At 68.1% G+C, this 25,303-nt stretch carries 23 protein-coding genes; 22 read left to right on the top strand and 1 reads right to left on the bottom strand.

From position 1 onward, the window contains the following. The first annotated feature begins 11 nt into the window (after positions 1 to 11). From murJ to trmB, 15 genes are all read left to right on the top strand, one after another. Complete coding sequence (gene murJ, locus AC1RMY_RS23135) at positions 12 to 1,571, top strand: murein biosynthesis integral membrane protein MurJ (RefSeq protein ID WP_492868571.1); 1,560 nt, start codon at positions 12 to 14, stop codon at positions 1,569 to 1,571. Positions 1,572 to 1,618: 47 nt separating this feature from the next. Then, positions 1,619 to 2,680: a tryptophan--tRNA ligase gene (gene trpS, locus AC1RMY_RS23130; protein WP_492868569.1), complete on the top strand. Its 1,062-nt coding sequence runs from the start codon at positions 1,619 to 1,621 to the stop codon at positions 2,678 to 2,680. A 159-nt stretch (positions 2,681 to 2,839) separates the two neighbouring features. Beyond that, entirely contained in the window at positions 2,840 to 3,334 is a 495-nt protein-coding gene (locus AC1RMY_RS23125) for a universal stress protein (RefSeq protein WP_492868567.1), read from the top strand. A 115-nt stretch (positions 3,335 to 3,449) separates the two neighbouring features. Beyond that, positions 3,450 to 4,010, top strand: coding sequence for a NifU family protein (locus tag AC1RMY_RS23120; protein WP_492868566.1), 561 nt, complete (start codon positions 3,450 to 3,452; stop codon positions 4,008 to 4,010). 36 nt (positions 4,011 to 4,046) lie between these two features. After that, positions 4,047 to 4,730, top strand: a complete 684-nt coding sequence (tsaB, locus tag AC1RMY_RS23115) for a tRNA (adenosine(37)-N6)-threonylcarbamoyltransferase complex dimerization subunit type 1 TsaB (RefSeq protein ID WP_492868564.1) — start codon at positions 4,047 to 4,049, stop codon at positions 4,728 to 4,730. A gap of 61 nt (positions 4,731 to 4,791) precedes the next feature. After that, entirely contained in the window at positions 4,792 to 5,289 is a 498-nt protein-coding gene (locus tag AC1RMY_RS23110) for a GNAT family N-acetyltransferase (RefSeq protein ID WP_492868562.1), read from the top strand. Positions 5,290 to 5,305: 16 nt separating this feature from the next. Continuing rightward, complete coding sequence (locus tag AC1RMY_RS23105; RefSeq protein ID WP_492868560.1) at positions 5,306 to 6,124, top strand: lysophospholipid acyltransferase family protein; 819 nt, start codon at positions 5,306 to 5,308, stop codon at positions 6,122 to 6,124. A 116-nt stretch (positions 6,125 to 6,240) separates the two neighbouring features. After that, positions 6,241 to 7,656, top strand: coding sequence for a tRNA (N6-isopentenyl adenosine(37)-C2)-methylthiotransferase MiaB (gene miaB / locus AC1RMY_RS23100; RefSeq protein ID WP_492868558.1), 1,416 nt, complete (start codon positions 6,241 to 6,243; stop codon positions 7,654 to 7,656). 228 nt (positions 7,657 to 7,884) lie between these two features. Next, entirely contained in the window at positions 7,885 to 8,982 is a 1,098-nt protein-coding gene (locus tag AC1RMY_RS23095; protein ID WP_492868556.1) for a PhoH family protein, read from the top strand. Then, a complete protein-coding gene (gene ybeY, locus AC1RMY_RS23090) occupies positions 8,979 to 9,593 on the top strand; it encodes an rRNA maturation RNase YbeY (RefSeq protein ID WP_492868555.1) in 615 nt (204 codons plus the stop codon). The genes AC1RMY_RS23095 and ybeY overlap by 4 nt, the downstream gene beginning before the upstream one ends. Continuing rightward, entirely contained in the window at positions 9,590 to 10,561 is a 972-nt protein-coding gene (locus tag AC1RMY_RS23085; RefSeq protein WP_492868553.1) for a hemolysin family protein, read from the top strand. The genes ybeY and AC1RMY_RS23085 overlap by 4 nt, the downstream gene beginning before the upstream one ends. Then, positions 10,561 to 12,156: an apolipoprotein N-acyltransferase gene (lnt, locus tag AC1RMY_RS23080; protein WP_492868551.1), complete on the top strand. Its 1,596-nt coding sequence runs from the start codon at positions 10,561 to 10,563 to the stop codon at positions 12,154 to 12,156. The genes AC1RMY_RS23085 and lnt overlap by 1 nt, the downstream gene beginning before the upstream one ends. 123 nt (positions 12,157 to 12,279) lie before the next feature. Continuing rightward, positions 12,280 to 12,693: a helix-turn-helix domain-containing protein gene (locus tag AC1RMY_RS23075; RefSeq protein ID WP_492868549.1), complete on the top strand. Its 414-nt coding sequence runs from the start codon at positions 12,280 to 12,282 to the stop codon at positions 12,691 to 12,693. Positions 12,694 to 12,856: 163 nt separating this feature from the next. Then, positions 12,857 to 14,065: a methionine adenosyltransferase gene (metK, locus tag AC1RMY_RS23070; protein ID WP_492868547.1), complete on the top strand. Its 1,209-nt coding sequence runs from the start codon at positions 12,857 to 12,859 to the stop codon at positions 14,063 to 14,065. Between the two features lie 235 nt (positions 14,066 to 14,300). Further along, entirely contained in the window at positions 14,301 to 14,993 is a 693-nt protein-coding gene (gene trmB / locus AC1RMY_RS23065; protein WP_492868545.1) for a tRNA (guanine(46)-N(7))-methyltransferase TrmB, read from the top strand. Here the strand turns inward: trmB and AC1RMY_RS23060 are convergent. Beyond that, positions 14,968 to 16,056, bottom strand: coding sequence for a DUF2336 domain-containing protein (locus tag AC1RMY_RS23060; protein ID WP_492868544.1), 1,089 nt, complete (start codon positions 16,054 to 16,056; stop codon positions 14,968 to 14,970). The genes trmB and AC1RMY_RS23060 overlap by 26 nt on opposite strands. Before the next feature lie 263 nt (positions 16,057 to 16,319). On the opposite strand from AC1RMY_RS23060, the gene rimP reads away from it, so the two are divergent. The 7 genes from rimP to AC1RMY_RS23025 form a co-directional block, all read left to right on the top strand. Then, on the top strand, positions 16,320 to 17,027 hold the full coding sequence (gene rimP, locus AC1RMY_RS23055) for a ribosome maturation factor RimP (protein ID WP_492868542.1): 708 nt from the start codon (positions 16,320 to 16,322) through the stop codon (positions 17,025 to 17,027). 5 nt (positions 17,028 to 17,032) lie between these two features. Further along, positions 17,033 to 18,637 carry a transcription termination factor NusA gene (gene nusA, locus AC1RMY_RS23050; RefSeq protein ID WP_492868541.1) on the top strand — a complete coding sequence of 535 codons (1,605 nt, stop codon included), beginning with the start codon at positions 17,033 to 17,035 and terminating at the stop codon, positions 18,635 to 18,637. A gap of 14 nt (positions 18,638 to 18,651) precedes the next feature. Further along, positions 18,652 to 19,425, top strand: a complete 774-nt coding sequence (locus AC1RMY_RS23045) for an RNA-binding protein (protein ID WP_492868539.1) — start codon at positions 18,652 to 18,654, stop codon at positions 19,423 to 19,425. Continuing rightward, positions 19,422 to 22,277, top strand: a complete 2,856-nt coding sequence (gene infB / locus AC1RMY_RS23040; protein ID WP_492868537.1) for a translation initiation factor IF-2 — start codon at positions 19,422 to 19,424, stop codon at positions 22,275 to 22,277. The genes AC1RMY_RS23045 and infB overlap by 4 nt, the downstream gene beginning before the upstream one ends. A 157-nt stretch (positions 22,278 to 22,434) precedes the next feature. Beyond that, a complete protein-coding gene (rbfA, locus tag AC1RMY_RS23035; protein ID WP_492868535.1) occupies positions 22,435 to 22,863 on the top strand; it encodes a 30S ribosome-binding factor RbfA in 429 nt (142 codons plus the stop codon). Then, a complete protein-coding gene (gene truB, locus AC1RMY_RS23030; protein ID WP_492868534.1) occupies positions 22,856 to 23,803 on the top strand; it encodes a tRNA pseudouridine(55) synthase TruB in 948 nt (315 codons plus the stop codon). Before rbfA ends, truB begins: the two co-directional genes overlap by 8 nt. 155 nt (positions 23,804 to 23,958) lie before the next feature. Next, the coding region (locus AC1RMY_RS23025) for a hypothetical protein (protein WP_492868532.1) at positions 23,959 to 25,303 on the top strand (1,345 nt) is incomplete at its 3' end.

Raw genomic sequence — 25,303 nt, 5'->3', positions numbered from 1 at the left:
CGGCCGATAGCGTGCCGGAGACGTCCCGCCTCGCCCGCGATTCGCTCGTCGTGGGCGTAGCAACCCTCCTGTCACGGCTGCTGGGCTTCGCCCGCGACGTGCTGATCGCGCGGCTGCTCGGTGCCGGTCCGGTGGCAGATGCCTTCCTTGCGGCGCTGCGCCTGCCCAATCTGGTCCGGCGCGTGCTCGGCGAAGGCGGGCTGAACGCGCCATTCGTGCCGCTCTATCTGGCCATAAAGCAGGAAAGCGGCGAAGCGGCCGCGAAGCGCTTCACCGGCGAGGCGATCGGGCATCTCGCCCTGCTGCTGCTGGTCCTGATCGGGCTCGGCGAGCTCTCAGCGCCCTGGGTCGTGCTGGGATTGGCCGGCGGTTTCGCCGCGGAACCGCAAACGCTCGCACTGGCCGCGCATTACACCAGGCTGATGCTGCCCTTCCTGTTGCTGACGACGGTGGCCGCCATGCTGGCCGCGCTGCTCAACGCCGAGCGGCGCTTTGCCATGGCTGCCCTGGCGCCGGCGCTGATGAACGCGATCCTGATCGCGATCCTTATCGCGCAACTGCTTCAGGGCACCGAGGCCGCACTGGCCGCGCAATGGCAGGCGCTGGCGGTCAGCGGAACGGGCGTCGCCCATCTGGCGCTCGTCCTCGTGGCTCTGCGCCGCATCGGCCTGCCGCGGCCGAGCCTGCGCTGGTCGGCGCAGATGACGCGCCTCGTGGCAACGGGCGGCGCGACATTGCTGGCGGCGTCGAGCGCGCAGCTCGTGCTGCTGGTCGCGACGCAGATCGCCTCGACCGAGCCGGGCGCGGTCGCCGCGCTCTACTATGCGGACCGCGTCTTCCAGCTCCCGCTCGGCTTCGTGGGCGTGGCGATGGGCACGGTCGTGCTCTCCGACATGGCGGCAGCACCAGCCATCGATCAGGACGCGATGCTGGGGAGGGCTCTCGCGCTCGGTCTGGCATTGGCACTGCCGGCAGCGACCGCTCTCTATGCGATGGCGGAACCGATCGTCTCGGTGCTGTTCGAGCATGGCCGCTTCGGCGCGGAGGATCGCGCGCGGACGGCGGCCGCGCTCGCCGCCTTTGCGGTGGGGCTGCCCTTCGCCGTGATCGCGAAGGTCTTCGGGCAGGTCTATTTCGCCCGGCAGAGGCCGCGCGTGCCGCTGCTTGGCGGCTGTATTGCGATTGCGGTGGCGGGGAGCGTCGGCCTCGTGCTGGCCCGCAACGGCAACGCCGCCCAGATGGCGGCGCTGGCGGCGAGCCTCGCCTTCGCGGTTCAGGTGGTGCTGCTGGGCGTCATGCTGGCGCGTGAAGGGCTGTGGCGGCCGAGTGTCGCCGCCCTGCGCCCGATCGCGGCGGCGGCGTTGGCGAGCGGCATCATGCTCGCCGCGCTCGCCTGGCTCGAACACGGCCTGTCTGGCTGGTTGGCGGCCGGCCAGGCCACCCCCCGCCGAATCATCGCGCTGATGATCCTCTGCGGCGGCGGGCTTGCGAGCTATGGCGCCGCCGGCTGGCTTCTGGGCGCCTTCGGAGCGCTGCGGCAGCCCAGGCCCTTGCGCAAGCGGCAGGGTTGAGCCAGAAGCGCCGCTTCCCTTCCCCGTTCGTGACGACGGAGCGCCCGATGGCGAGTTTTCACCAGCGCGTCTTCTCAGGTATGCAGCCGACCGCGACGCTGCATCTCGGCAATTATCTGGGCGCGCTGACCAATTGGGTCGCGATGCAGGATACGCATGAGTGCATCTACTGCGTCGTCGACATGCACGCGATCACGCAGGGCCTCGATGTCTGGGGCGGCCCGGCAGAGCTGATTCGCGCGACGCGGGAGGTCACGGCCGCCTATGTGGCGGCCGGCGTCGATCCAAAGAGGAGCATCATCTTCAACCAGAGCCAGGTGCACCAGCACGCCGAACTCGCCTGGGTTTTCAACACGGTCGCACGGCTTGGCTGGCTCAACCGCATGACCCAGTTCAAGGAAAAAGCCGGCAAGGACCGCGAGAACGCCTCCGTCGGACTCTACGATTACCCTGTGCTGATGGCGGCCGACATCCTTCTCTACAAGGCGACGCATGTTCCGGTCGGCGAAGACCAGAAGCAGCATCTCGAACTGGCCCGCGACATCGCACAGAAGTTCAACAACGATTTCGGGACGCAGATCGCCCAGCGGAAGCTCGGCACGGGCGAGTTCGGCTTCTTTCCGCAACCGGAGCCGATGATCCAGGGGCCGGCGCCGCGGGTGATGAGCCTGCGCGACGGCACCAAGAAAATGTCGAAATCGGACGCTTCGGACAATTCGCGCATCAACCTGACCGACGATGCCGAAACCATCGCGCAGAAAATCCGCAAGGCGAAGACCGATCCGGATGCCCTGCCGTCCGAGGAAAAGGGGCTGGAGGGGCGGCCTGAGGCCGAGAACCTCGTCGGCATCTATGCCGGCCTGAGCGGTGAGACCAAGGCGCAGGTGCTCAGCCAGTTCGGCGGCGGCCAGTTCTCCGGCTTCAAGGCGGCGCTTGTCGACCTCGCGGTGACGAAGCTCAGCCCGATCGCCGGAGAAATGCGCCGCCTGCTCGCCGATGTCAGCCATATCGACGCCATTCTCGGTGAAGGTGCTGAGCGCGCCGAGGCGATCGCCGCTCCCATCATGCGCGACGTCAAGGACATTGTCGGCTTCGTCTCGCGGCGTTGATCATCTTCATTGCGAGCGTAGCGAAGCAATCCGGGGAATCGCGCGGTGGCTCTGGATTGCTTCGCTACGCTCGCAATGACGGAGAAGCAGCCGGGCTTGCGCTGACGTTGCGGCGCGGGTCACCATGCACGCTCCTGAAGCGGCGGCAGGGCAGACGACATGGTGAAGCGACGGCGGTCCTATGAAACGGGCCATCGCCCGAAATTTCTCGCGGTGGTGGATGACAGCACCGAATGCGCCAAGGCCATACGCTTCGCCGCCCGGCGCTGCGCGCGCATCGGCGCCGCGATGGTATTGTTGAGCGTGGTGACGCCGCCCGAGCACGAAACCTGGCTCGGCGTCGGCGAGGTCATGCAGGCCGAAGCCGAGGCCGAGGCCGAGAAGCTGATCGAGGCGGCAGCCGCAGCCGTGCGCACCTTCGCCGGGCTGGAGCCGGAGCGGGTCGTGCGCACCGGCGACAAGGCGGACGAGGTGGTCAAGCTGATCGAGGCCGACGAGGACATCTCGCTGCTCGTGCTGGCTGCCGGTACGGGCCGCGACGGGCCCGGCCCGCTCGTCAGCGCGCTCGCCGGCAAATCTGCCGGCACTTTCCCGATCCCGGTCGCGATCGTCCCGGGTTTCCTCGAGGACGAGGAAATCGACGCGTTGGCATAACCGCAGCCAAACGCATGCACGGCGGCGGCGCTTCGCGCTGGAATGATTCCACGCGGACGCCTATATCGAAGGCTGGAACGGCGGCCTTGAACCGTCCGGGACCGGAGATTCCACGATGTTCATCCAGACCGAAGCCACCCCCAATCCCGCGACCCTCAAATTCCTGCCCGGCCGCGCCGTGATGCCGGACGGCACGCTCGAGCTGCGCGATGCCGAGCAGGCGGAGCGTTCGCCGCTAGCCCAGCGCCTGTTCGGCGTCAGCGGCGTCTCCGGCGTCTTCCTCGGTTCGGATTTCATCACCGTGACCAAATCGGGCGGCGAGTGGCCGCATTTGAAGCCGGCGATCCTCGGCGCGATCATGGAACACTTCATGTCGGGTGCGCCGGTTCTGTCGGACGGCTCGCGCGCCGACGTGATCGAGGAGGGAGAGTTCTTCGCGCCCGAGGACGCGCAGACCGTCGAGACGATCAAGGACCTGCTCGAGACACGCATCCGGCCGGCGGTCGCGGGCGATGGCGGCGACATCACCTTCCGCGGCTTCAAGGACGGCACCGTCTATCTGGCGATGAAGGGCTCCTGCTCTGGCTGCCCTTCCTCGACCGCGACGCTGAAGCACGGCATCCAGAACCTGCTGCGCCACTTCCTGCCGGATGTGCGCGAGGTCGAGGCGGTTTGAGCCCGGCCGCTTTCAACCGATAGAGATCAGCCGCCGATGCGCATCCTCGCGATCGATACCGCGCTCGGCGCCTGCTCGGCCTGCGTGCTTGAGGCCGGCAGGGCTGAGCCGCTCGCGATCGAACAAATCGCCATGGACCGTGGCCATGCCGAGGCTCTGATGCCACTGATCGAGCGCGTCATGAATGCGGTCGAGGGCGGATTTGCGTCGCTCGATCGCGTCGCGGTCACAGTCGGTCCCGGCAGCTATACGGGCCTTCGGGTCGGCGTCAGCGCGGCCCGCGCCATCGCGCTGGCGGCGGCCATTCCCGCGGTTGGCGTCACCACGCTCGCCGCCTGCGCCGCACCTCTGGTTGGGCGTGAAACCGGTCGCGTGATTGCGGCCGCGCTCGATGCCAAGCATGGCCAGGTCTGGTTCCAGGCGCTGAGTTCGGAGGGCCGCCAGATCGTGGCGCTGCGCCAGGTCAGCTATCGCGATGCGGCCCGCGCCATCGGTGCAGGTCCGGTCAGCCTCGTCGGCTCGGCGGCGCTCGCCGTCGCCAACGAGGCCTGGGCGATCGGCCTCGATGCACTGGTCATCGACGACGCCCGTGCCCCGGACGTGACCTGGGTGGCGCGGCTTGGCATGATCGCCGATCCGGAGACGGCGCCGCCGCGCCCACTCTATCTCAAGGCGCCGGAGACGACGCCGCAGGACCGCGCCCGCCTGCCACGCCGCTGATCGACGCTATTTCATGACGCAAGGGGACTTGCCAGCACGCGCTGCTGTGCCATCAAGCGCCATGGACTGGCTGCGTCGACTGCTTCACCCCCATGCCTGCCCGGTGCGGACCGGCCATCTCGACGCGCGCCACGCTCGCGACGTCGCCGCATTGCACAGTCAAGGCGGGTTCGCGCGGAGCTGGGAGCCCGGCGAATGTGCGGCTTTGCTGGCGGATGCGGGCGTCGCGACGGACGGCGTCTTTCCCGGCCAGGCATCGCGTCCCGCCGGCTTCGTGATGTCGCGCCAGGCGGCCGATGAGGCCGAAATCCTCTCGATCGTGATCGCGTCCGGCCATCGCCGCAACGGGCTGGCGGCGAACCTGCTCGGCGCCCATCTGTCGCGTCTCGCCGGCAACGGCGTCGTGCAGGTCTTCCTCGAGGTCGAGGAGGGCAATGTCGCGGCCGAGCGCCTCTACCGGCATCTCGGCTTCCGCGAGGTCGGCCGGCGCAAGGGTTACTACCCCAAGCCTGACGGCAGCCGGGCGACGGCCGTCGCAATGCGGCTCGACCTGGCGTGAGCGGAGTTCGTCACCGATGAAGGGCCTGGCTCCCGGCGCGATCCTGCGATTGTCCGTGCTGGCGCTGGGCGCGCTCGCGATGCTGCCGGCTCAGCTTCTCGTCCTGCGCCTGATGCCTTCGCGTAGCGCCACGATCCCGCAGCTGTTCCACCGCCTCACCTGCCGCTGCCTCGGCGTACGCCGGCACGTTCGCGGTACGCCGCCGCCGCACGGCAGCAGCGGGCTGATCGTCGCCAATCATGTCTCCTGGCTGGATATCGCCGTGCTCGGCGCAGAGCGGCCGGTCTGTTTCGTCGCCAAGAGCGAGGTCGCGGGCTGGCCCGTCATCGGCTTCCTCGCCGGCCTGCAGCGCACCGTCTTCATCGACCGCTCGCGCCGGACCGCGACGGCCGATGTCGCCCAGCAGATGGGCGCGCGCCTGTCCGACGGAGAGGCCGTCGTGCTCTTCGCGGAGGGCACGACCGGCGACGGCACGCGCATCCTGCCGCTGCGCTCGTCCCTGCTGGGGGCAGCCCATGAGGCGCTGGGCAAGGGCACGGACGAGCCGAATGGCGAAGGCAACATCGCGATCTACCCGCTGACGATCAGCTATACGGGCTTTCACGGCATGGCCGGCGGGCGGTTCGAGCGCAGCGCGCTCGCCTGGTATGGCGATACCGAGCTGGCACCCCATCTAAAGATGACGCTTGATATCGGAGCGATCGATGTCGAACTGGCCTGGGGCGAGCCCGTCGCGATGGGCCGCTCGACCTCGCGCAAGACGGCGACGCGGCTGGTCGAGGCGGCGATCCGCAAGGCCCGGCAGGAGACGGTGAGCGGCCGGCCGCTCACCTGAGGCCGCCGGCGCGGGACTGGCCCGAGCATTGCTTGATCGACGGATGAGCCGGCCGGGACGTTTCCTCGGGCCGCAATCCGGAGTAAGGAGACGGTTTGAAGTCCCGACTAGGTGCGATGAAGAAAGTCCACATCAAGTCCTTCGGCTGCCAGATGAACGTCTATGACGGCCAGCGCATGGCCGACATCCTGGGCGAACAGGGCTTCGAGGAAACCGCGACGCCCGAGGGCGCCGACCTGATCCTGCTCAACACCTGCCATATCCGCGATCGCGCGGTGCAGAAGGTCTATACCGAGCTCGGCAAGCTGCGCGACATCAAGACCGCGCAGAAGGCCGAGGGGCAGGATACGCGGATCATCGTCGCCGGCTGCGTCGCGCAGGCCGAGGGCGCCGAAATCCAGCGCCGCCAGCCCGCGGTCGATCTCGTCGTCGGTCCGCAAGCCTATCACCGCCTGCCGGAACTGCTGGAGCAGGCGAAAGCCCGCCGCATCGTCGATACCGACCTGCCCGTCGACGACAAGTTCGGCCATATGCCGGCACCCCGGCCGCAGGCGATCCGCCGGCGCGGCATCTCGGCCTTCGTCACGGTGCAGGAAGGCTGCGACAAATTCTGCGCCTTCTGCGTCGTACCCTATACGCGTGGCGCCGAGTTCTCGCGGCCGGTCGCGCAGGTGATGGCCGAGATCGAGCGGCTGGCAGCGGCCGGCGTGCAGGACGTCACGCTGATCGGCCAGAACGTCAACGCCTATCATGGCGAGGGTCCCGACGGCCGCATCTGGGGTCTGGCGCGGCTTATGCACCGCGTCGCCGAAGTGCCGGGCGTGTATCGCATCCGATACACGACGAGCCATCCGCGCGACATGGACGACGAGCTGATCGCCGCCCATCGCGACCTGCCGCAGGTGATGCCGTTCCTGCATCTGCCGGTTCAAGCGGGGTCGGATCGGATCCTCGCGGCGATGAACCGCAAGCACACGGCCGACGAATACCGTCGCCTGATCGAGCGGATCCGGGCGGCACGGCCGGATATCGCACTATCCTCCGATTTCATCGTCGGCTTCCCTGGCGAAAGCAACGCCGATTTCGAGGATACGATCGCGCTCGTCGACGAGATCAGCTTCGCCTCGAGCTACTCCTTCAAATATTCACCGCGCCCGGGGACACCCGCCGCCGATCTCGGCGAACAGGTGCCGGCCGCCGTGATGGACGAGCGCCTCCAGCGCCTACAGGCGCGCATCGAGCATCACCGCCAGGCCTTCAACCATGCAATGGTCGGGCGCACCGTCGAGGTGCTGCTGGAACGGGCCGGGCGCCATCCCGGACAGCTTGCGGGAAAGTCGCCCTACCTTCAGGCTGTGCAGATCGAGACGGATGCGAATCAGATCGGCGACAGGGTGCAGGTGGTGATCGAGCGGGCGGGCTCCAACTCGCTCTTCGGCCGCAAGGCCGGGGTGCCGGACGAGCCCGTGCCGACGCCTTCGATGCCGGGGACCTCCGCGCAGGCGGTCTCCGCGAAGGAGCTGGCCGCTTGACCGCAGGCCGCGCACCCGAGCCGATCTCGCCGGACACGACGGTTGCGGCCTGTCATCAGGCTGAAATCGTCGCAGCCGCTGATAACGACGACAATTCCGCTAGACGACCCGGCCTCACGCTCCTGTCCGGCCGGAACAGGCGCCAGGGAGACGACGCTTTTGGCACAGGCTGACTCGACGAATCCGAGACCGGAACGCGGCCCGCGGCGCGAGCTCGCGTCCACCCAGATGGAGGTCCTGACACGTGATGGGCTTCCGGCGACCGAGGTCCTGCTCTCCTTCGACGACAACCGTCTGGCGAGTCTGGTCTTCGGCCATTACGACCAGAACCTCGCGCATATCGAGCGCCGGCTCGGCGTCGTGATCAGCCCGAACGGCAACCACGCGACGATCAAAGGGCCGCGCGAGACCGCCGAACAGGCCGGGCGCGTACTGAAGACGCTCTATACTCGTGCCAAGGCCGGCGCCTCGGTGACGCTCGGCGAGGTCGATGGCGCGATCGAGGAGAGCAATGTCCAGCGCTCGCTCTTCCCGGCGGCTGATGCGGGCAAAGCGTCCTTTGACGCGATCGTCACCCGAAAGCGCGGCCCCGTCAGGGCGCGCAACGCGGCGCAGGACGCCTATCTGCGCCAGCTCAAGCGCAACGAACTCGTGCTCGCCGAAGGCCCGGCCGGCACCGGCAAGACATGGCTCGCGGTCGGGCATGCCGTCTCGCTGATCGAGCAGGGCGTGGTCGAGCGCATGGTGCTGTCGCGCCCCGCCGTCGAGGCCGGCGAGCGGCTCGGCTTCCTGCCCGGCGACATGCGCGAGAAGGTCGATCCCTATCTCAGGCCGATCTACGACGCGCTCAACGACTTCATGGAGGCGCGCCATGTCGAGCGCGCGCTGCAGACCGGCATGATCGAGATCGCGCCCCTCGCCTTCATGCGCGGTCGCACGCTGACCAATGCCGTGGTGCTGCTCGACGAGGCGCAGAACGCCACCTCGGTGCAGATGAAGATGTTCCTGACCCGCCTCGGCGAGGGCTCGCGCATGATCATCACCGGCGACCCCTCGCAGATCGACCTGCCGCCGGGCCAGCGCTCGGGCCTGATCGAGGCCGTGAAGCTGCTGTCGGGCGTCGAGGGCGTCGGCTATGCCAAGTTCGAGGAGGGCGACGTCGTACGCCACGACCTCGTGCGCCGCATCGTCATGGCCTATGAGAGCGCGTCGCGCCGCGAGCGCGAGGAACGCGAGGAGCGGATGCGCGCCGCCGCGCCCGAAGCCCCGATCGAAAGCGAGACCGAGGGCCTCAAGCGCACCCTGTCGCGGGAGCGCCCGCGATGAGCGACCGACCTCGCGCGCGGCGTCCGGCGCCGCGCCCCGAGACTAGGCTTCCTGAACTCGCGATCGCGCTCAGGGCGCAGTCGCGCCAATGGCGTGCGCTCGGCGACCTTGCAGGCCTGCGCGCGCGGGCCCTGCAGGCGGCAGAGGCCGCGCTCGCCGTCGCGCCGATACAGCCCTGCGACGGCGCCGAACTCAGCCTGTTGCTGACCGACGACAAGCGCATCCGTATCGTCAACCGCGACTGGCGCGGCTTCGACAAGGCAACGAACGTGCTCTCCTTCCCGGCCGTACCGCCTGACCGGATCGCCATGAGCCCGGTCCTCGGCGACATCGTCATCGCCTACGAGACCGTCGAGCGCGAGGCACAGGCCGAGGAGAAGAGCCTTGCAGACCATTTCAGTCATCTCGTGATCCACGGCCTGCTGCATCTGCTCGGCGAGGATCACGAGACCGAGGCCGAGGCGCAGCGCATGGAGGGGCTCGAGATCGCAGCCCTCGCCCGGCTCGGCATCGCCGACCCCTATTCCGGCGGCGAGCTGATCGCGCGCGCGCAGGCTCCTTCTCCGGCTTCCCCGCAAGCCGCAACACCGGACCATCCCCCAAGATCATGAGCGACGATAGTCGACAGACCGAGGCCGCCGGGCGCGGCCTTTCCCATTGGCTCAGCCAGTTCCTCGACAGGCTCGGCCTGCGCGGCGGCGGCTCCATCCGCGAGGACATCACCGAAGCTCTCGCCCAGGACAGTGGTCAGCTCGCCGATCTCAGCACCCAGGAGCGCGCCATGCTCTCCAACGTGCTCAGCCTGCGCGAGCGTCGTGTCGGCGACGTGATGATCCCGCGCGCCGACATCATCGCGGTTCCCGCCGATGCCACGCTCGACGAGCTGCTAGCCTTGTTCCGGACGGCCGGGCATTCGCGGCTGCCGGTTTTCGACGACTCGCTCGATGACCCCCGCGGCATGGTTCATATCCGCGATTTCCTCGAATTTATCGCGGGCCAGGCCAGAGCCGAATCGAGTGCCGGTCTTTCCGGGCCCACCCTGCACGACCTCTCGGCCGTCGATCTCAAGGCGACGCTGGCCGAGACCAAGATCCTGCGCCCCGTGCTTTATGTCCCGCCCTCGATGCCGGCGGTCGATCTGCTGGTGCGGATGCAGGCGACACGGACGCATATCGCGCTGGTGATCGACGAGTATGGCGGCACGGACGGGCTGGTCACGATCGAGGACCTGATCGAGATCGTCGTCGGCGACATCGAGGACGAGCATGATCTCGAGGAAGCGCCGACGATCGCCCCGGCCGGCGAAGGCAGCTTCACCGCCGACGCGCGAGCCACGCTGCTGGAGTTGAAGGAGGCGACAGGAATCGATCTTTCCGAAACCCAGATCGCCGAGGATGTCGATACGCTGGGCGGGCTGATCGTGACGCTCGCCGGTCATGTGCCAGCGCAGGGCGAGATCATCGAGGGCCCGGAAGGGCTGAGCTTCGAGATCGTCGAAGCAGACCAGCGCCGCGTGAAGCGCCTGAGCATCCATCACCGCGCTGCTGACGCACGCGAGCCCCCGGCGGAGCCCGGCTGATGCGTGTCGCCATGCTGGCCGACAGCGTCATCCTCGCCTGGGGCTGGCGCAAGCGAATGATCGCGCTGGCCACAGGGGCCAGCGGTGCGCTGGCCCTGCCGCCGCTCGACCTCTGGCCGCTGATCGCCGTGCCAATGACGATCGCCGTCTGGCTGATCGATGGCGCGGTGGGAACGAGTCCGGTCGAGCGCTTCCGCGCGGCCGTCGCGGTCGGCTGGTGGTGGGGTTTCGGGTTCTTCCTGGCCGGTCTCTGGTGGCTGGGAGCGGCCTTCCTGGTCGAAGCCGACAAGTTCGCCTGGGCGATGCCACTCGGTGTCGTGGCACTGCCGGCCTTCCTCGCCGTCTTTCCTGCGCTCGCCTTCGGCTGCGCCCGCCTCGCCTGGCTCTCGGGCGCCGGACGCATCCTCGTGCTGGCGATCATGCTTTCGCTGAGCGAATGGCTGCGCGGCCATGTGCTGACCGGCTTCCCCTGGAACGTCTATGGCATGATGCTGACGGGACAGGCCCAGATCGCGCAGTTCGCCTCGATCGCCGGGCTCTACGGACTCACGCTACTGGCGGTCGCGATCGGGGCCGCGCCGGCCACGCTGGGAACGGCCGAGAGGGGCGCCGGCCGCTGGCACGCGCCGGTCGCGGCGCTGCTCGTCCTGGCCGGCCTGATCGGCTTCGGCCTCTGGCGCGTGCCGGCGGGGCCTGCGCCGCTGGTCGCCGGCGTCAAGCTGCGGCTGATGCAGCCGAACCTGCCGCAGGATGCCAAGTTCAGCGCACGCAACAGCGAGCCGATCCTGAACCAGTATCTGGCGCTGAGCGACCGCGCCACGAGCCCGGCCACCCCCGGGGTCCAGGCTGTCACCCATCTGATCTGGCCGGAATCGGCTTTTCCCTTTCTGCTCGGGCGCACTCCGCAGGCGCTTTCGCGCATCGCGGCGCTGCTGCCGCCGAACACGACGCTGATCACCGGAGCGGCGCGGGCCGGCGAGGCGCTTCCCGGCGAGAGCCGGCCGCCGATCTTCAATTCGATCCAGGTCGTGGATGACGAGGGCGCCATTCTTTCGAGCTACGACAAAGTGCATCTGGTGCCCTTCGGCGAGTACCTGCCGCCGGTGCTCGAGACGCTGATCCGCAGCCTCGGTTTGTCGGAGTTCGTATCCGTGCCGGGCGGCTTCGCCTCGGGCACGCGGCGGCTGCCGCTCAACATCCGCGGCCTGCCGCCGGCGGCGCCGCTGATCTGCTACGAGGTGATCTTTCCAGGCGACGTCGCACCGCAAGGGCCCCGCGCCGGCTTCATGCTCAATCTGACGAATGACGGCTGGTTCGGGCAGACCAGCGGCCCTTACCAGCACCTAGCCCAGGCGCGGATGCGTGCCATCGAGGAGGGGCTGCCCTTGGTGCGGGTCGCCAACACCGGCATATCGGCCGTCGTGGATGGCTACGGCCGGATTATCGCCAGCCTGCCGCTCGGCACGGAGGGCGTCCTCGACGCCGGATTGCCGCGCGCTGCGCCCGCCACGATTTACACGCAATTCGGCGACCTGATCTATGTAGCGCTGCTAGCAGGATTCTTGCTTCTGTCGCGGCTGCTGCCGCACCGTTAATCCCATTTGGAACTTGTTCGCTGAAGGGGTATGGTCTTGGACGCCGCCGTCTTAAACTAATTGACTATGCCGCCTTGGACGATAATGCATCCGGGCGGCATTATGGAGCCAAGGCTGTCGTCCATGCTGAAGAAAGTTCCGAACCCGATCGACCGCCATGTCGGCAGCCGCGTGCGCATGCGCCGCATGCTCGCGGGCGTGAGCCAGGAGAAGCTCGGCGATGCGCTCGGACTGACCTTCCAGCAGGTGCAGAAATACGAGAAGGGCTCGAACCGCATCAGCGCGAGCCGGCTGCAGCAGATCGCCAAGATGCTCGACGTGCCCGTGTCGTTCTTCTTCGAGGGCGCCCCGACCGGCGACATGCCGACTGGCGGCTTCTCCGACTCCGCCTCCAGCGCCTATGTCTCCGACTTCATGTCGAGCAGTGAAGGCGTCCAGCTGACAAAGGCCTTCGTGCGCATCAAGAACGGCAAGGTCAGACGCCGGATCATCGACCTCGTCGAAGCCCTCGCCGAGGAAGACGCCGGAAACGCGTGATTTTGCGCAACACTTGTTCGTCCTGACGAACGAAACTCCCGATAAACGGATTAGCGTGCTTGACGGCGAACGTATCCGCTGCAAAGAGGATGGCCGTTTTCGTCGATCGGCCCCTTCTCCGAGCCGGTCACCCGTCTCACCCCTGCAAAAGGGTTGCCTGACCGTGTCACGCCAGAATTACCTGTTCACCAGCGAATCCGTCGGTGAAGGCCATCCCGACAAAATCTGCGACCGCATCTCGGACGAAGTCGTGGACCTGTTCTTCAAGGAAGCCGCCAAGGCCGGCATGGACGCCGCGCAGGTGCGTGTCGCCTGCGAGACGCTGGCGACGACCAATCGCGTCGTCATCGCCGGCGAGGTTCGCACCTCGCTCGACGAAAAGGCGATGAAGAGCAAGGTCAAGTCGGCCGCGCGCAAGGCGATCAAGGCGATCGGCTACGAGCAGGACGGCTTCCACTGGAAGAAGTGCAAGATCGACGTGCTGCTGCACGCCCAGTCGGCCGACATCGCCCAGGGCGTCGACGCCGCCGGCAACAAGGATGAAGGCGCCGGCGACCAGGGCATCATGTTCGGCTATGCCTGCCGCGAGACGCCCGAGCTGATGCCGGCGCCGATCTACTACGCCCACAAGATCCTCGAAGTGCTCGCCAAGGCCCGTCATGCCAAGGAGGGCGGCGCTGCCAAGCTCGGCCCCGACGCCAAGAGCCAGGTCACCGTCAAATACGAGAACGGCAAGCCGGTCGGCGTGACCCAGATCGTGCTCTCGACCCAGCACACCGATGAGGGCCTGACCTCGGCCGACGTCCGCAAGATCGTCGAGCCCTATATCCGCGCGACGCTGCCGGAAGGCTGGATTTCCAAGGAAACCGTCTGGCACGTCAATCCGACCGGCAAGTTCGTGATCGGCGGCCCCGATGGCGACGCCGGCCTGACCGGCCGCAAGATCATCGTCGATACCTACGGCGGTGCGGCCCCGCATGGCGGCGGCGCGTTCTCCGGCAAGGACCCGACCAAAGTCGATCGCTCGGCGGCCTATGCGGCGCGCTATCTCGCCAAGAACGTCGTGGCTGCGAAGCTCGCCGATCGCTGCACGATCCAGCTTTCCTACGCCATCGGCGTCGCCAAGCCGCTGTCGATCTATGTCGACCTGCACGGCACAGGCAAGGTCGACGAGGCCAAGCTCGAGAAGGTTCTCGGCGAGGTGATGGACCTGACGCCGCGCGGCATCCGTACCCATCTCAGCCTCAACAAGCCGATCTACGCCAAGTCGGCCGCCTATGGCCATTTCGGCCGCAAGGCCGGCCGCGACGGCAGCTTCTCCTGGGAGAAGACCGATCTGGTCGACTCGCTGAAGAAGGCGGTCGCCGCCTGAGCTTTGCGCTCTGGGCAGCTCATAGGGCCGGAGCCAATCGCTCCGGCCTTTTTCTTTTGCTACAGAACATCGTCATCGCGCCGTCATCCCGGGCGCAGCGCAGCGAAGACCCGGGATCCATCCCTGAGCCTTAGCGAGCAGGGTTCCGGCATGAATCCCGGATCGGCGCCGCTTCGCGTCTTGTCCGGGATGACCGCGCGTTTTCTGCCAAAGGCCAAGTCGAGAACGATCCGGAATGACGAACGACTACGATCCCGACCGCGCCTTCTTCGGCCGGCGCAAGGGCAAGGCCCTGCGCGAGGGCCAGAGCGCGATGATCGACAACGTGCTGCCCAGGCTGCGGCTGCCCGAGGGGGAGATCGCCGATCTCGGCGCGCTGTTCCCGCAGCCGGTGAGCGCCGTGCGGCTGGAGATCGGCTTCGGCGGCGGCGAGCACCTGCTCATGCGGATGCGCGAGAGCCCGCAGATCGGCTTCATCGGCGTCGAGCCCTTCATCAACGGCATGGCGAAGTTCCTCGCGGCGATCGAGCGCGAGGGCCTGACCAATATCCGGATCTGGGACGGGGATGCGGCGCTGATGCTGCCGCGTCTGCCGGCCGGTTCGCTCGATGCGATCGACCTGCTCTATCCCGATCCCTGGCCTAAGCGGCGCCAGCGCAAGCGTCGTTTCGTCTCCGACCGGACGCTCGCACTGTTTGCCCGCGCCCTGCGCGCTGGCGGCCGCTTCCGCTTCGCCAGCGACATCGACGACTATATCGGCTGGACGCTCGCCAGGCTGGCGCGCTCGAACGATTTCGATTGGATGGACGAACGCGCGGATGACTGGCGCCAGCCCTATCCTGGCTGGATCCGGACGCGCTACGAGGCCAAGGCGGTCAAGGCGGGCCGGGTCCCGAGCTACCTCACTGCTGTGCGTCGCGCATCCTGAGGAATCCGAGAACGCGCTGAGCGGTCGGCTGGGCGAGATTGCGGAAATGCTGGCGGGCACGCTCGACCGCCGGCGCCGACTTGCCGAAGTCCTTGCGCAGGCTGATGAGGGCAGCGGCGGTCTCCCACGACCAGCCCAGGCCGCGCGCGACCAGCAAGACGGCGTCGCGATCGGCACCCAGGATGATCTGCTCCGTGGCCGGCAGCCCGAGCTGGGCCAGGATCGCGACCGCACAGATGGCATGCTCGGTCGCGCCGTCCGCGGCGAAGCGGGCAACCGTGCTCTCGTCGAGCTGGCCCGTCTCGTGAAGCCGGTTGATCTCGACCAGCGCCTCATTGACCGCGCCGAGGTCACCTTCGACCCGCGCCTCCGCGGCAACCGCCTGCGCGCCGCGCTCGACCGCGCCGGCGACGACTCCGGCCAGCGACGGCTCGAGGCTCGCCGTCAGGCGACGGCGGGCGGAATTCTTGGCGGCGACCATGAGCTGATCGGCGAGCTCGGCGGGGATGTCCTGCCGGGCGCCGAGAGCGGTCTGGAGCGCGTCGTCCTGGACGGCGCGCATGACGAGCACCCCCATGCCGTGGCGGGAGAAGCGGGCCGTGTGATTGGCCGCGATGGCGTGGGTCACGACGCGGCCGCCGCGCAGGATCAGGAAATCGGTGACGGGCTCGCCGAGATCGGGACGCTCGGTGATGGCGAGCATGTGATCGCGCCCCTTGGCGGCCGAGATCGCGACGAGGTCCTGGTCACTGAGACGCTTCGACCCGATCAGGACAGGGCGCGCGACCGCGATCTCATCGAGCGCAAGTTGACGCACGACGCCGCTCGGCGCATTCGGAACCGGCGCAAGCTTCTCCGACAGCTCGATGCGGGCCCGCAGCTCGATCGCGCGCGAAAGCCGGCCGATCACGACGTCGAAAATGCCGACCTGGTCTTCATCCATGACCGAGGCCGTGCTCAGGAAGAGGTCGGTCAGGCGCGACAGAATCTGGGTGCGATCGTCGGTCGAGCCGCGCAACATCGTCGTCTCGAGATCGCGCAACAGCGTACTGACAGAACTCATACCCTCAACCCCAAACAACGCGCAGCACCGCACGATGACGCAGAAGGATGACCAGCCGGTTAGCGGCCGGCGAAAAGCTCCACCTTGGTCAGGGTGGCCCAGGACGCTTGCATGAGCCGCCGATGCGGACTAAATAGCAGCCAACAGCTCTGGTTTCGGTATCAGCCGATGATCAAGAGCGGGCCGGAAGGCCCGCTCTTTTTTATTGGCTGCAGCCCGGCCGGGGCGGGACCCCATCCGGCGTAAAGGCGGGCAGCCCGGACATGAACGAGCCGACAGCGACGGACCAGGACAACGACAGGCGCATCGTCGTCGAAAGCGGCGTCGCGGCGCGCGTGGCCGCGATCATCGAGCCCGCGATCGTGGATCTCGGCTACCGGCTGGTGCGCGTGCGCGTAACCGGCCAGAACGGCTGCACGGTCCAGATCATGGCTGAGCGGCCGGACGGCACGATGAATGTTGAGGGTTGCGAAGAGGTCAGCCAGGCCGTCTCGCCGGCGCTCGACGTCGATGATCCGATCCAGGCCGCCTATCATCTCGAGGTTTCGTCTCCGGGCATCGACCGGCCGCTGGTGCGCGCAGGCGATTTCGCGCGCTGGGCCGGCCACCTCGCCAAGATCGACACCGAGGCCCCCGTCAACGGGCGCAAGCGCTTTCGCGGCATCCTGCGCGGCGTCGAGGGCGAGACTGCCCTGCTCTCGCGCGACGATGCGAAGACCGAGGAAGAGCGCGACGTCGCGATCCCGATGAACATGATCGCTGACGCACGCCTCGTCCTGACCGACGCGCTCGTCACCGAATCACTGCGCCGCGGCAAGGCAGGCCTGCCGCCCGAGATGCCGGCAGCGGACGAGATCGCCGCTCCGAAGAAGGGCCGGGGCAAGTCTCTCGGGCCGCGCCCCGACAAGAAGCGCGCCCCCAACGAAAACCGCGGACCCGCTCCGCACGAAACAACGACGGAAGAGGAGTGAGCGTCATGGTCGTCAGCGCCAACAGGCTCGAACTGCTGCAGATCGCGGACGCGGTCGCCCGCGAGAAATCCATCGACCGGCAGATCGTCGTCGACGCGATGCAGGACGCGATCGCCAAGGCGGCGCGATCGCGCTACGGCATCGAGACGGATGTCCATGCCGAGATCAACACCAAGACCGGCGAACTGCGGCTGGCCCGGCATCTCCAGGTCGTCGACCAGGTCGAGAACGGCGCCGTCGAGATCACCGTCGACGAAGCCAAGCGCCACAACCCGGCCGCCCAGGTCGGCGACGTCATCGCCGATCCGCTGCCGCCTTTCGATTTCGGCCGTATCGCCGCCCAGTCGGCCAAGCAGGTCATCGTGCAGAAGGTGCGCGAGGCGGAGCGTGATCGCCAGTATGACGAGTACAAGGACCGCATCGGCGAGATCGTCAACGGCGCGGTCAAGCGCGTCGAATACGGCAACGTCTTCGTCGATCTCGGCCGTGGGGAAGCGATCATCCGCCGCGACGAGATGATCCCGCGCGAGACCTTCAAGGTCGGTGACCGCGCCCGCGCCTATGTCTATGACGTGCGCCGCGAGCCGCGCGGCCCGCAGATCTTCCTGTCGCGCACGCATCCGCAGTTCATGTCGAAGCTGTTCGGCCAGGAAGTGCCGGAGATCTATGACGGGATCGTCGAAGTCAAAGCTGTTGCACGCGACCCCGGCTCGCGCGCCAAGATCGCCGTGATCAGCCGCGATTCCTCGATCGACCCGGTCGGCGCCTGCGTCGGCATGAGGGGTTCGCGCGTGCAGGCCGTCGTCGGCGAGCTGCAGGGCGAAAAGATCGACATCATCCCGTGGTCGCCTGATATCGCGACCTTCGTCGTCAACGCGCTGCAGCCGGCGGAAGTCGCCAAGGTCGTGCTCGACGAGGAGGCCGACAAGATCGAAGTCGTGGTGCCGGACGAGCAGCTCTCGCTCGCCATCGGCCGGCGCGGCCAGAATGTGCGCCTCGCCTCGCAGCTCACCGGCTGGGATATCGACATCCTGACCGAGGCCGAGGAATCCGAGCGCCGCCAGAAGGAGTTCCTGGCCCGCACCGAGATCTTCATGAACGCGCTGAACGTCGACGAAACCGTCGGCCAGCTTCTGGCCTCGGAAGGCTTCCGCACGGTCGAAGAGGTCGCTTATGTCGATCCCTCCGAGCTGGCCTCGATCGAGGGCTTCGACGAGGACACCGGCGCCGAGATCCAGTCGCGCGCGCAGGATTACCTTGCCGCCGTCGAGGCCGAGTTCGACGAGAAGCGCCGCGCGCTCGGCGTCGAGGACGCCTTGCGCGAGGTCGCCGGCATCACCACCTCCATGATGGTCGCGTTGGGCGAGAACGACGTGAAGACCGTCGAGGATCTCGCCGGCTGCGCCACGGACGATCTCGTCGGCTGGACCGAGCGCAAGGATGGCGAGACCACGCGCCATGCGGGCTATCTCGACGGTTTCGACCTGTCGCGGCAGGATGCGGAGGCGATCATCATGGCCGCGCGCGTCCATGCCGGCTGGATCGAGGCTCCCGTCGAAGAGGCTGAAGAGACCGAGGCTGCCGCCGACGGCGAGACGGCGGAGGCCTGAGCCAGGCGCCGACGATGAAAACGGCAGCGGCGCGCAGTGCGCGCGAGACGCGTCTGGATCGCAAGGATGGTCCGGAACGGGGCTGCGTCGTCACGAGGGCAGTGAAGTCCCCCGACGACCTGATCCGCTTCGTCGTCGGTCCCGACGGGGTTCTCGTGCCGGATCTACGGCGCAAGCTGCCGGGACGCGGCGTCTGGGCGAGCCTCAGCGCCACGATTGTGGCCGAAGCGGTCAAGCGCCGGGCCTTCGAGCGTTCGCTCAAGGCCAAGGTCGTCGTACCGCCTGATTTGGCTGCGATGATCGATGCCTTGATGCTGAAGGACACCCAGCAGGCGCTCGCCATGGCGAACAAGGCGGGCCTTGTCCAGGCCGGTTTCGCCAAGGTCGAGGCGGTGATCGGTTCGGGGCGTTGCGCGGCGGTGATCGAGGCGAGCGATGGCGCCGAAGATGGCCGCCGCAAGATCGGACAGGCGCTGCGGCGAGCGGAGATCGCTCGCGAAGAGGCGGGCCTGAAGCCGCGAAGAGTGCCTATCGTGGCAATTTTCGCGGGCGCAGATTTGGAATTGGCGTTGGGGCGCGCACATGTGATACATGCGGCGCTTGCTCCGGGACCGGCGGCCGAGGGTTTCCTCTCCCGCTGGCGTCGGCTCGTCCGCTACCGGATGGGCGATGCCGGCGCAATCCACCCGGAGGAGCCGACGAATGCCGGCTCCGCAGACGATGATTCCGTAGACCAACGAACGACCGAACCGGCTGGACCGAACGCGGCAGGACCGAGCACAGAATGAGCGATACCAAGACCCCGGGCGACAAGACTTTGACCGTCAGCCCCCCGAAGACCCTGACGTTGAAGCGTCCTGTCGAGCAGAGCACTGTCCGGCAGAGCTTCTCGCATGGGCGCTCCAAGCAGGTCGTCGTCGAGGTCAAGCGGCGCGTCGCCGGGCCCGAAGCCGCTCAGCAGCCGGCGCCTCGCGCCCCGGCGCCGCAGGTTCAGCAGGCAGCGCCGCGCCCGGCTCCACCCGCTCCGGCATCTCCTTCCCGGCCCGCCTCCGGCATGCTGCTGCGCACGCTCTCCGAGGATGAGAAGGACGCCCGTCAGCGCGCCCTTGCCGATGCCCGCAGCAGCGAGGCCGAGGCCCGCCGCATCGCCGAAGACGAGGCGCGCCAGCGTGCGCTTGCCGCCGAACGTGAGCGGCAGGAGCGCGAGGCCGCAGCTGTCCGCCAGCGCGAGGAAGAAGAACGCCGCCGCCAGGAAGAAGACCGCAAGCGCCGCGCCGAGAGCGCCGCGCGACAGCGCATGGACGAGCCGCAGGCCCCGCGCCCGCCGCAGCCGCCGCGCGAATTCACGCCCGCCTCGCAGCAGCCCGAGAGCGGTGCCGCCCCGGCATCGGCGCCGGCTCCCGCCTATACCCAGTCTCCGCGCCCCGCGCCTTCGGGCCCGCGTCCGGATTTCGCGCCGCGCACCCCGATGCGCGATGTCGGCGCCCGTCCGCCGCGGCTGGACTCGCGTCCGCCGCGCCTGGATACGCCGCGTCCGCCGCGTCCGGTCGATGCCACGGCTCCGGCCGAGCCCGCGATCAGCCGCCCGACGCGTCAGGCACCTTCCGCAGCCACGCCGCGCAGCCGGCCTGACGATGGCGAGGCACGTCCCGCTTTCCGCCGTCCCGGTGGCGGCGCCGGCGGCCCGCCGCGCGGCGCGCCGGTTCCGGCTCCCAAGACTCCCAAGGTCGGCGAGAAGCCGCGCGGCCGCCTGACGCTGTCGACCGCTACCGGCGGTGACGACGAGCGCACGCGTTCGGTCGCAGCCTTCCGCCGCCGCGTACAGCGCATGACCGGGCACCGCGCCTCGGACGTCGCCAAGGAACGCGTGATGCGCGAGGTGATCATCCCAGAAACGATCACCATCCAGGAACTCGCCAACCGCATGACGGAGCGAGGCGTCGACGTCATCCGCCTGCTGATGAAGCAGGGCGCGATGCACAAGATCACCGACGTGATCGACGCCGACACCGCCCAGCTCGTGGCCGAGGAAATGGGTCATACGGTTAAGCGCGTCGCGGAATCGGACGTCGAAGAAGGCCTGTTCGACACGCCCGATACCGATGAGACGCTGCTGCCGCGTCCGGCGGTCGTGACCATCATGGGCCATGTCGACCACGGCAAGACCTCGCTGCTCGACGCGATCCGCCAGACCCATGTGGTCTCGGGCGAGGCCGGCGGCATCACCCAGCATATCGGCGCCTATCAGGTGACGACGCCCTCGGGCGCCAAGGTGACCTTCATCGACACGCCGGGCCACGCCGCCTTCACGGCGATGCGCGCCCGCGGCGCCAAGGTGACGGACGTCGTGGTGCTGGTCGTCGCGGCCGATGACGGCGTCATGCCGCAGACGGTCGAGGCCATCAATCACGCCAAGGCGGCCAACGTGCCGCTGATCGTGGCGATCAACAAGATCGACAAGTCCGACGCGAATCCGGACCGGGTGCGCTCCGAGCTGCTGCAATACGAGATTCAGGTCGAATCGCTCGGCGGCGAGACGCTGGAAATCGAAGTCTCGGCCAAGACCCGCCAGAACCTCGACAAGCTGCTCGAGGCGATCGCGCTGCAGGCCGAATTGCTCGACCTGAAGGCCAATCCCGAACGCCCTGCCGAAGGCACCGTGATCGAGGCCAAGCTCGATCGCGGCCGCGGCCCGGTCGCGACCGTGCTCGTCCAGCGCGGCACGCTGCGCACCGGCGACATCGTCGTGGCGGGCGCCGAATGGGGCCGCGTGCGTGCGCTGATCGGCGACACCGGTGCGCAGATCAAGGAGGCGCCGCCCTCCATGCCGGTCGAGGTTCTCGGCTTCAACGGCACGCCGGAGGCCGGCGATCGCGTCGCGGTGGTCGAATCCGAAGCACGCGCCCGCGAGATCACCGATTACCGGGAACGCCAGCGCCGCGACCGGCTCGCCGCGCGTGGTGCCGCCTCCGGAGCCGGCCGTTCGCTCGCCGAGATGATGCGCGAGCTCAAGGAAGGCGCCGGGCGCAAGGAGTTCCCGCTCGTCATCAAGGGCGACGTGCAGGGCTCCGTCGAGGCCATCGTCGGATCGCTCGAGAAGGTCGGCAACGACGAGGTCCGGGCCCGCGTCCTGCAGTCGGGCGTCGGCGCGATCACCGAGTCCGACATCACGCTCGCCCAGGCTTCGGGCGCGGCCGTGATCGGCTTCAACGTGCGCGCCCATAAGGAAGCGCGCGAGGCGGCCGAACGGGCCGGCGTCGAAATCCGCTACTACAACATCATCTACAACCTGATGGATGATGTGAAGGCGGCGATGTCGGGCCTGCTGGCGCCGACGCTGCGCGAAACCATGCTCGGCAACGCCCAGATCCTCGAGATCTTCGCCGTCTCGAAGGTCGGCAAGATCGCCGGCTGCCGCGTCACCGACGGCACGATCGAGCGCGGCGCCAATGTCCGCCTGATCCGCGACGGCGTTGTGGTCCACGAGGGCAAGCTCGCTCAGCTCAAGCGCTTCAAGGACGACGCCAAGGAAGTGGTGGCGGGCCAGGAGTGCGGCATGTCCTTCGAGAACTACCAGGACATGCGCCAGGGCGACGTGATCGAGTGCTATCGCGTCGAGGAGATCAAGCGCACGCTGTAAGGCGGTCGCTTTCACAAACGAGCGCGTCATGGCCGGGCTCGACCCGGCCATCCCGTCGTGAACAGAGCGCTGTCCAAGGCGCCTCATCCTGCGAGCGATGGTCGGGCCATGCCCGACCGTGACGTTTGATCCGGTCCGATCCCGGAGAACGAGAACCATGGCCAAACCGTCCAAACCATCCGGCCCGTCGCAGCGGCAGTTGCGCATCGGCGAGGTCGTCCGGCACGCGCTCGCCGAAATGCTGGCGCGCGGCGACATCCATGACGAGGTGCTGGCGAAGCATGTCATCACCGTCCCTGAGGTCAGGCTGTCATCGGATCTGAAGCTCGCGACCTGTTTCATCATGCCGCTCGGCGGCGGCGACGTGAAACCCGTGCTGAAGGCGCTGAACGACCACAAGCGCTATATCCGCGGCGAGATCGCCCATCGCGTGAACCTGAAATTCGCGCCCGACATCCGCTTCCTCCAGGATGAGAGCTTCGCCGAGGCCGAGCGCGTCGACGCCATCCTCTATTCCGACAAGGTGCGCCAGGACATCCTGAAGCAGCCGCTGCGGATCCAGCCGGACGACCAGGACGATGACTGAACCGACCTCCCCGGAGACGATCGAGCCGCAGGGGCAGAGCTTCGCGCCACGGCCGAAGAAGCGCGACATCCATGGCTGGGTGGTGCTCGACAAGCCGGTCGGCATGACCTCGACCCATGCCGTGGCGGTGGTCAAGCGCGCCTTTTCGGCGAAGAAGGCCGGCCATGCCGGCACGCTCGATCCGCTCGCTTCCGGCCTGCTGCCGATCGCGCTCGGCGAAGCGACCAAGACGGTTCCCTTCGTGATGGACGGCCGCAAGGCCTATCAGTTCACGGCCGCCTGGGGCACGCAGACCGATACGGACGACACCGAGGGCAAGGTCATCGCGACCTCGGACGCCCGCCCCGAGGAAGCCGCGATCGCGGCGTTGCTGCCGCGCTTCACCGGCACGATCAGCCAGGTGCCGCCGAAGTTCTCGGCCATCAAGATCGCCGGCGAGCGCGCCTATGATCTCGCGCGCGAGGGCGAGGAGGTCGTTCTCGAAGCGCGCCCCGTCGAGATCGACGCGCTGCGGATCGTCTCGCATGACGGCGCCACCACGACCTTCGAGGCCGAATGCGGCAAGGGCACCTATGTCCGGGCGATCGCGCGCGATCTTGGCATCGCGCTCGGCTGCCTCGGCCATGTCGCCCATCTCCGGCGCACCCGCGTCGGCCCCTTCGCCATCGAAGACGCGGTCAGCGTCGAGACCTTGCGCGAGAGCCCCGAGAGCGCCTCGGCCGCCCTGTTGCCGGTCAAGGCAGCGCTTTCGCTGATCCCCGAGCTGCCGGTCCATCGCGACGCGGCGCTGCGGCTGAAGCGCGGCCAGAGCGTGCTCCTGCGCGGCCGCGACGCGCCGGTGGAGAGCCAGGCCGTCTATGCAACCTCAGGCGGTATCCTGATCGCCACCGGCAGTATCGAGCAAGGCGAATTCGTGCCGCACAGGGTGTTCAACCTGTAATTTCACAGGGCTTGCACGCGGGTTGAAAGGTCGCGTTAACGGCGCCTCGCTATATCTCGCCGACAACGCTCCAGCATCTACACGGTCCCGCCGCCCGGTGTGCGGCATGGCTTGCATGCCGGATTTTAGGCGGCGGCCGTGAGGGACATGATGCCATGCGCGTCACGCATTTTCTGATCTGCACGATCGCCGCCGGCGGCGCTGCGATCCTCGCCAGCGGCTATGTCGCCTACACTCAGATGCAGTCGCTTTCGACCGCCCGCGAAGCCCGCAGCCTCGTCGCGACCTCGGAGGCCGTCAGCCGCGTCATCGAGCGCGCCGCGATCGAGCGCGGCGCCATCACGCAGGTCGTCCTCGCCGCCGATCCCGATGGCAAGATCGGTGCCGCCGCCACCCAGGCCGCGCGCGACACCGATGCCCGCGTCACGCAGATGCAGGAGAGCTTCGCGGCGACGGCCTTCGCCAAGCGCCCCGAACTGGCCGGCCCGGTGAACCAGCTCGCCCAGCGCCTGGCGGATGCGCGCAAGCTCGCCGTCGCAGAGGGCGCCAAGCCGCTCGAGCAGCGCGACCCGAAGGCGGCTCAGGCCTTCAGCGCCTCGGTTCTCGAACTCCTCAACCAGCAATCCAATCTGCAGCGCGCCATCGGCGCCCGCATCGGCGATCTCAACCCCGAGGTCAGCAACACCGTCTCGCTGGGCGAACTCGCGACCACGATGCGCGAGGCCGCCGGCAGCCGGTCCGTGCATTTCACCCAATATGTCGGCAGCGGAACCAAGCTGACGCCCGTGGCGGTTTCGCAGGTCGACCGTTTCAGCGGGCGCATCGAGCAGCTCTGGCTGCTGATCGACCAGGCGCTGGCACAGATGGTGGCCACGCCGCAGCTCAAGGCCGCCCTGGACACCGTCAAGACCGGCTTCCGCGACGAGGAGGCCAGGACCTATGGCGCGATGTACGAGGCGGCCCGCGACGGCAAGCCGGCCGGGATGAGCCTCGCCGACTGGCGCGCCTGGACGCAGAAGTCGCTGGCGACGATCCTGCAGATGCGCGACGCCGCCTTCGAGCAGGCGAAGGCCGAGATCGACTCGGACCTGTCGGCCGCCGGCTGGCGGCTGGCGCTCTCGCTGCTGGCCATCCTCGTCGTCACGGGCACTGTCGTCGGCATCGTCATGCTGTTCCATCGCGGCGTGGTCCGGCCGCTCGGGCAGCTCGCAAATTCGGTCGGGCTGATGCTGTCGGGCGCCGACGATGCCAGGATCCCGGCCAAGGTCGGCATGGTCGAGATCGACGCGATCAGCCATGCGCTGGGCGACTTCCAGGCCAATATCCAGCGCGTTCGCGCGCTCGAAGAGCAGGAGCGTGCCGCTGCGGCCGCTCGCCTCGCCCGGGCGCAGTCGATGGAGGCTGTCGTGACGGATGTCGGCGAGGTCGTGTCTGCTGCGGCAGCGGGTGATTTCTCGGCGCGTCTGCAGATCGAGCAGGCCGACGAGCAGATGCAGAAGC

The sequence above is a fragment of the Allobosea sp. GW822-FHT03F07 genome, assembly GCF_058801345.1.
Note: the sequence above shows the minus strand (reverse complement) of the source record. Positions and strands in the feature narration are given on the sequence as shown.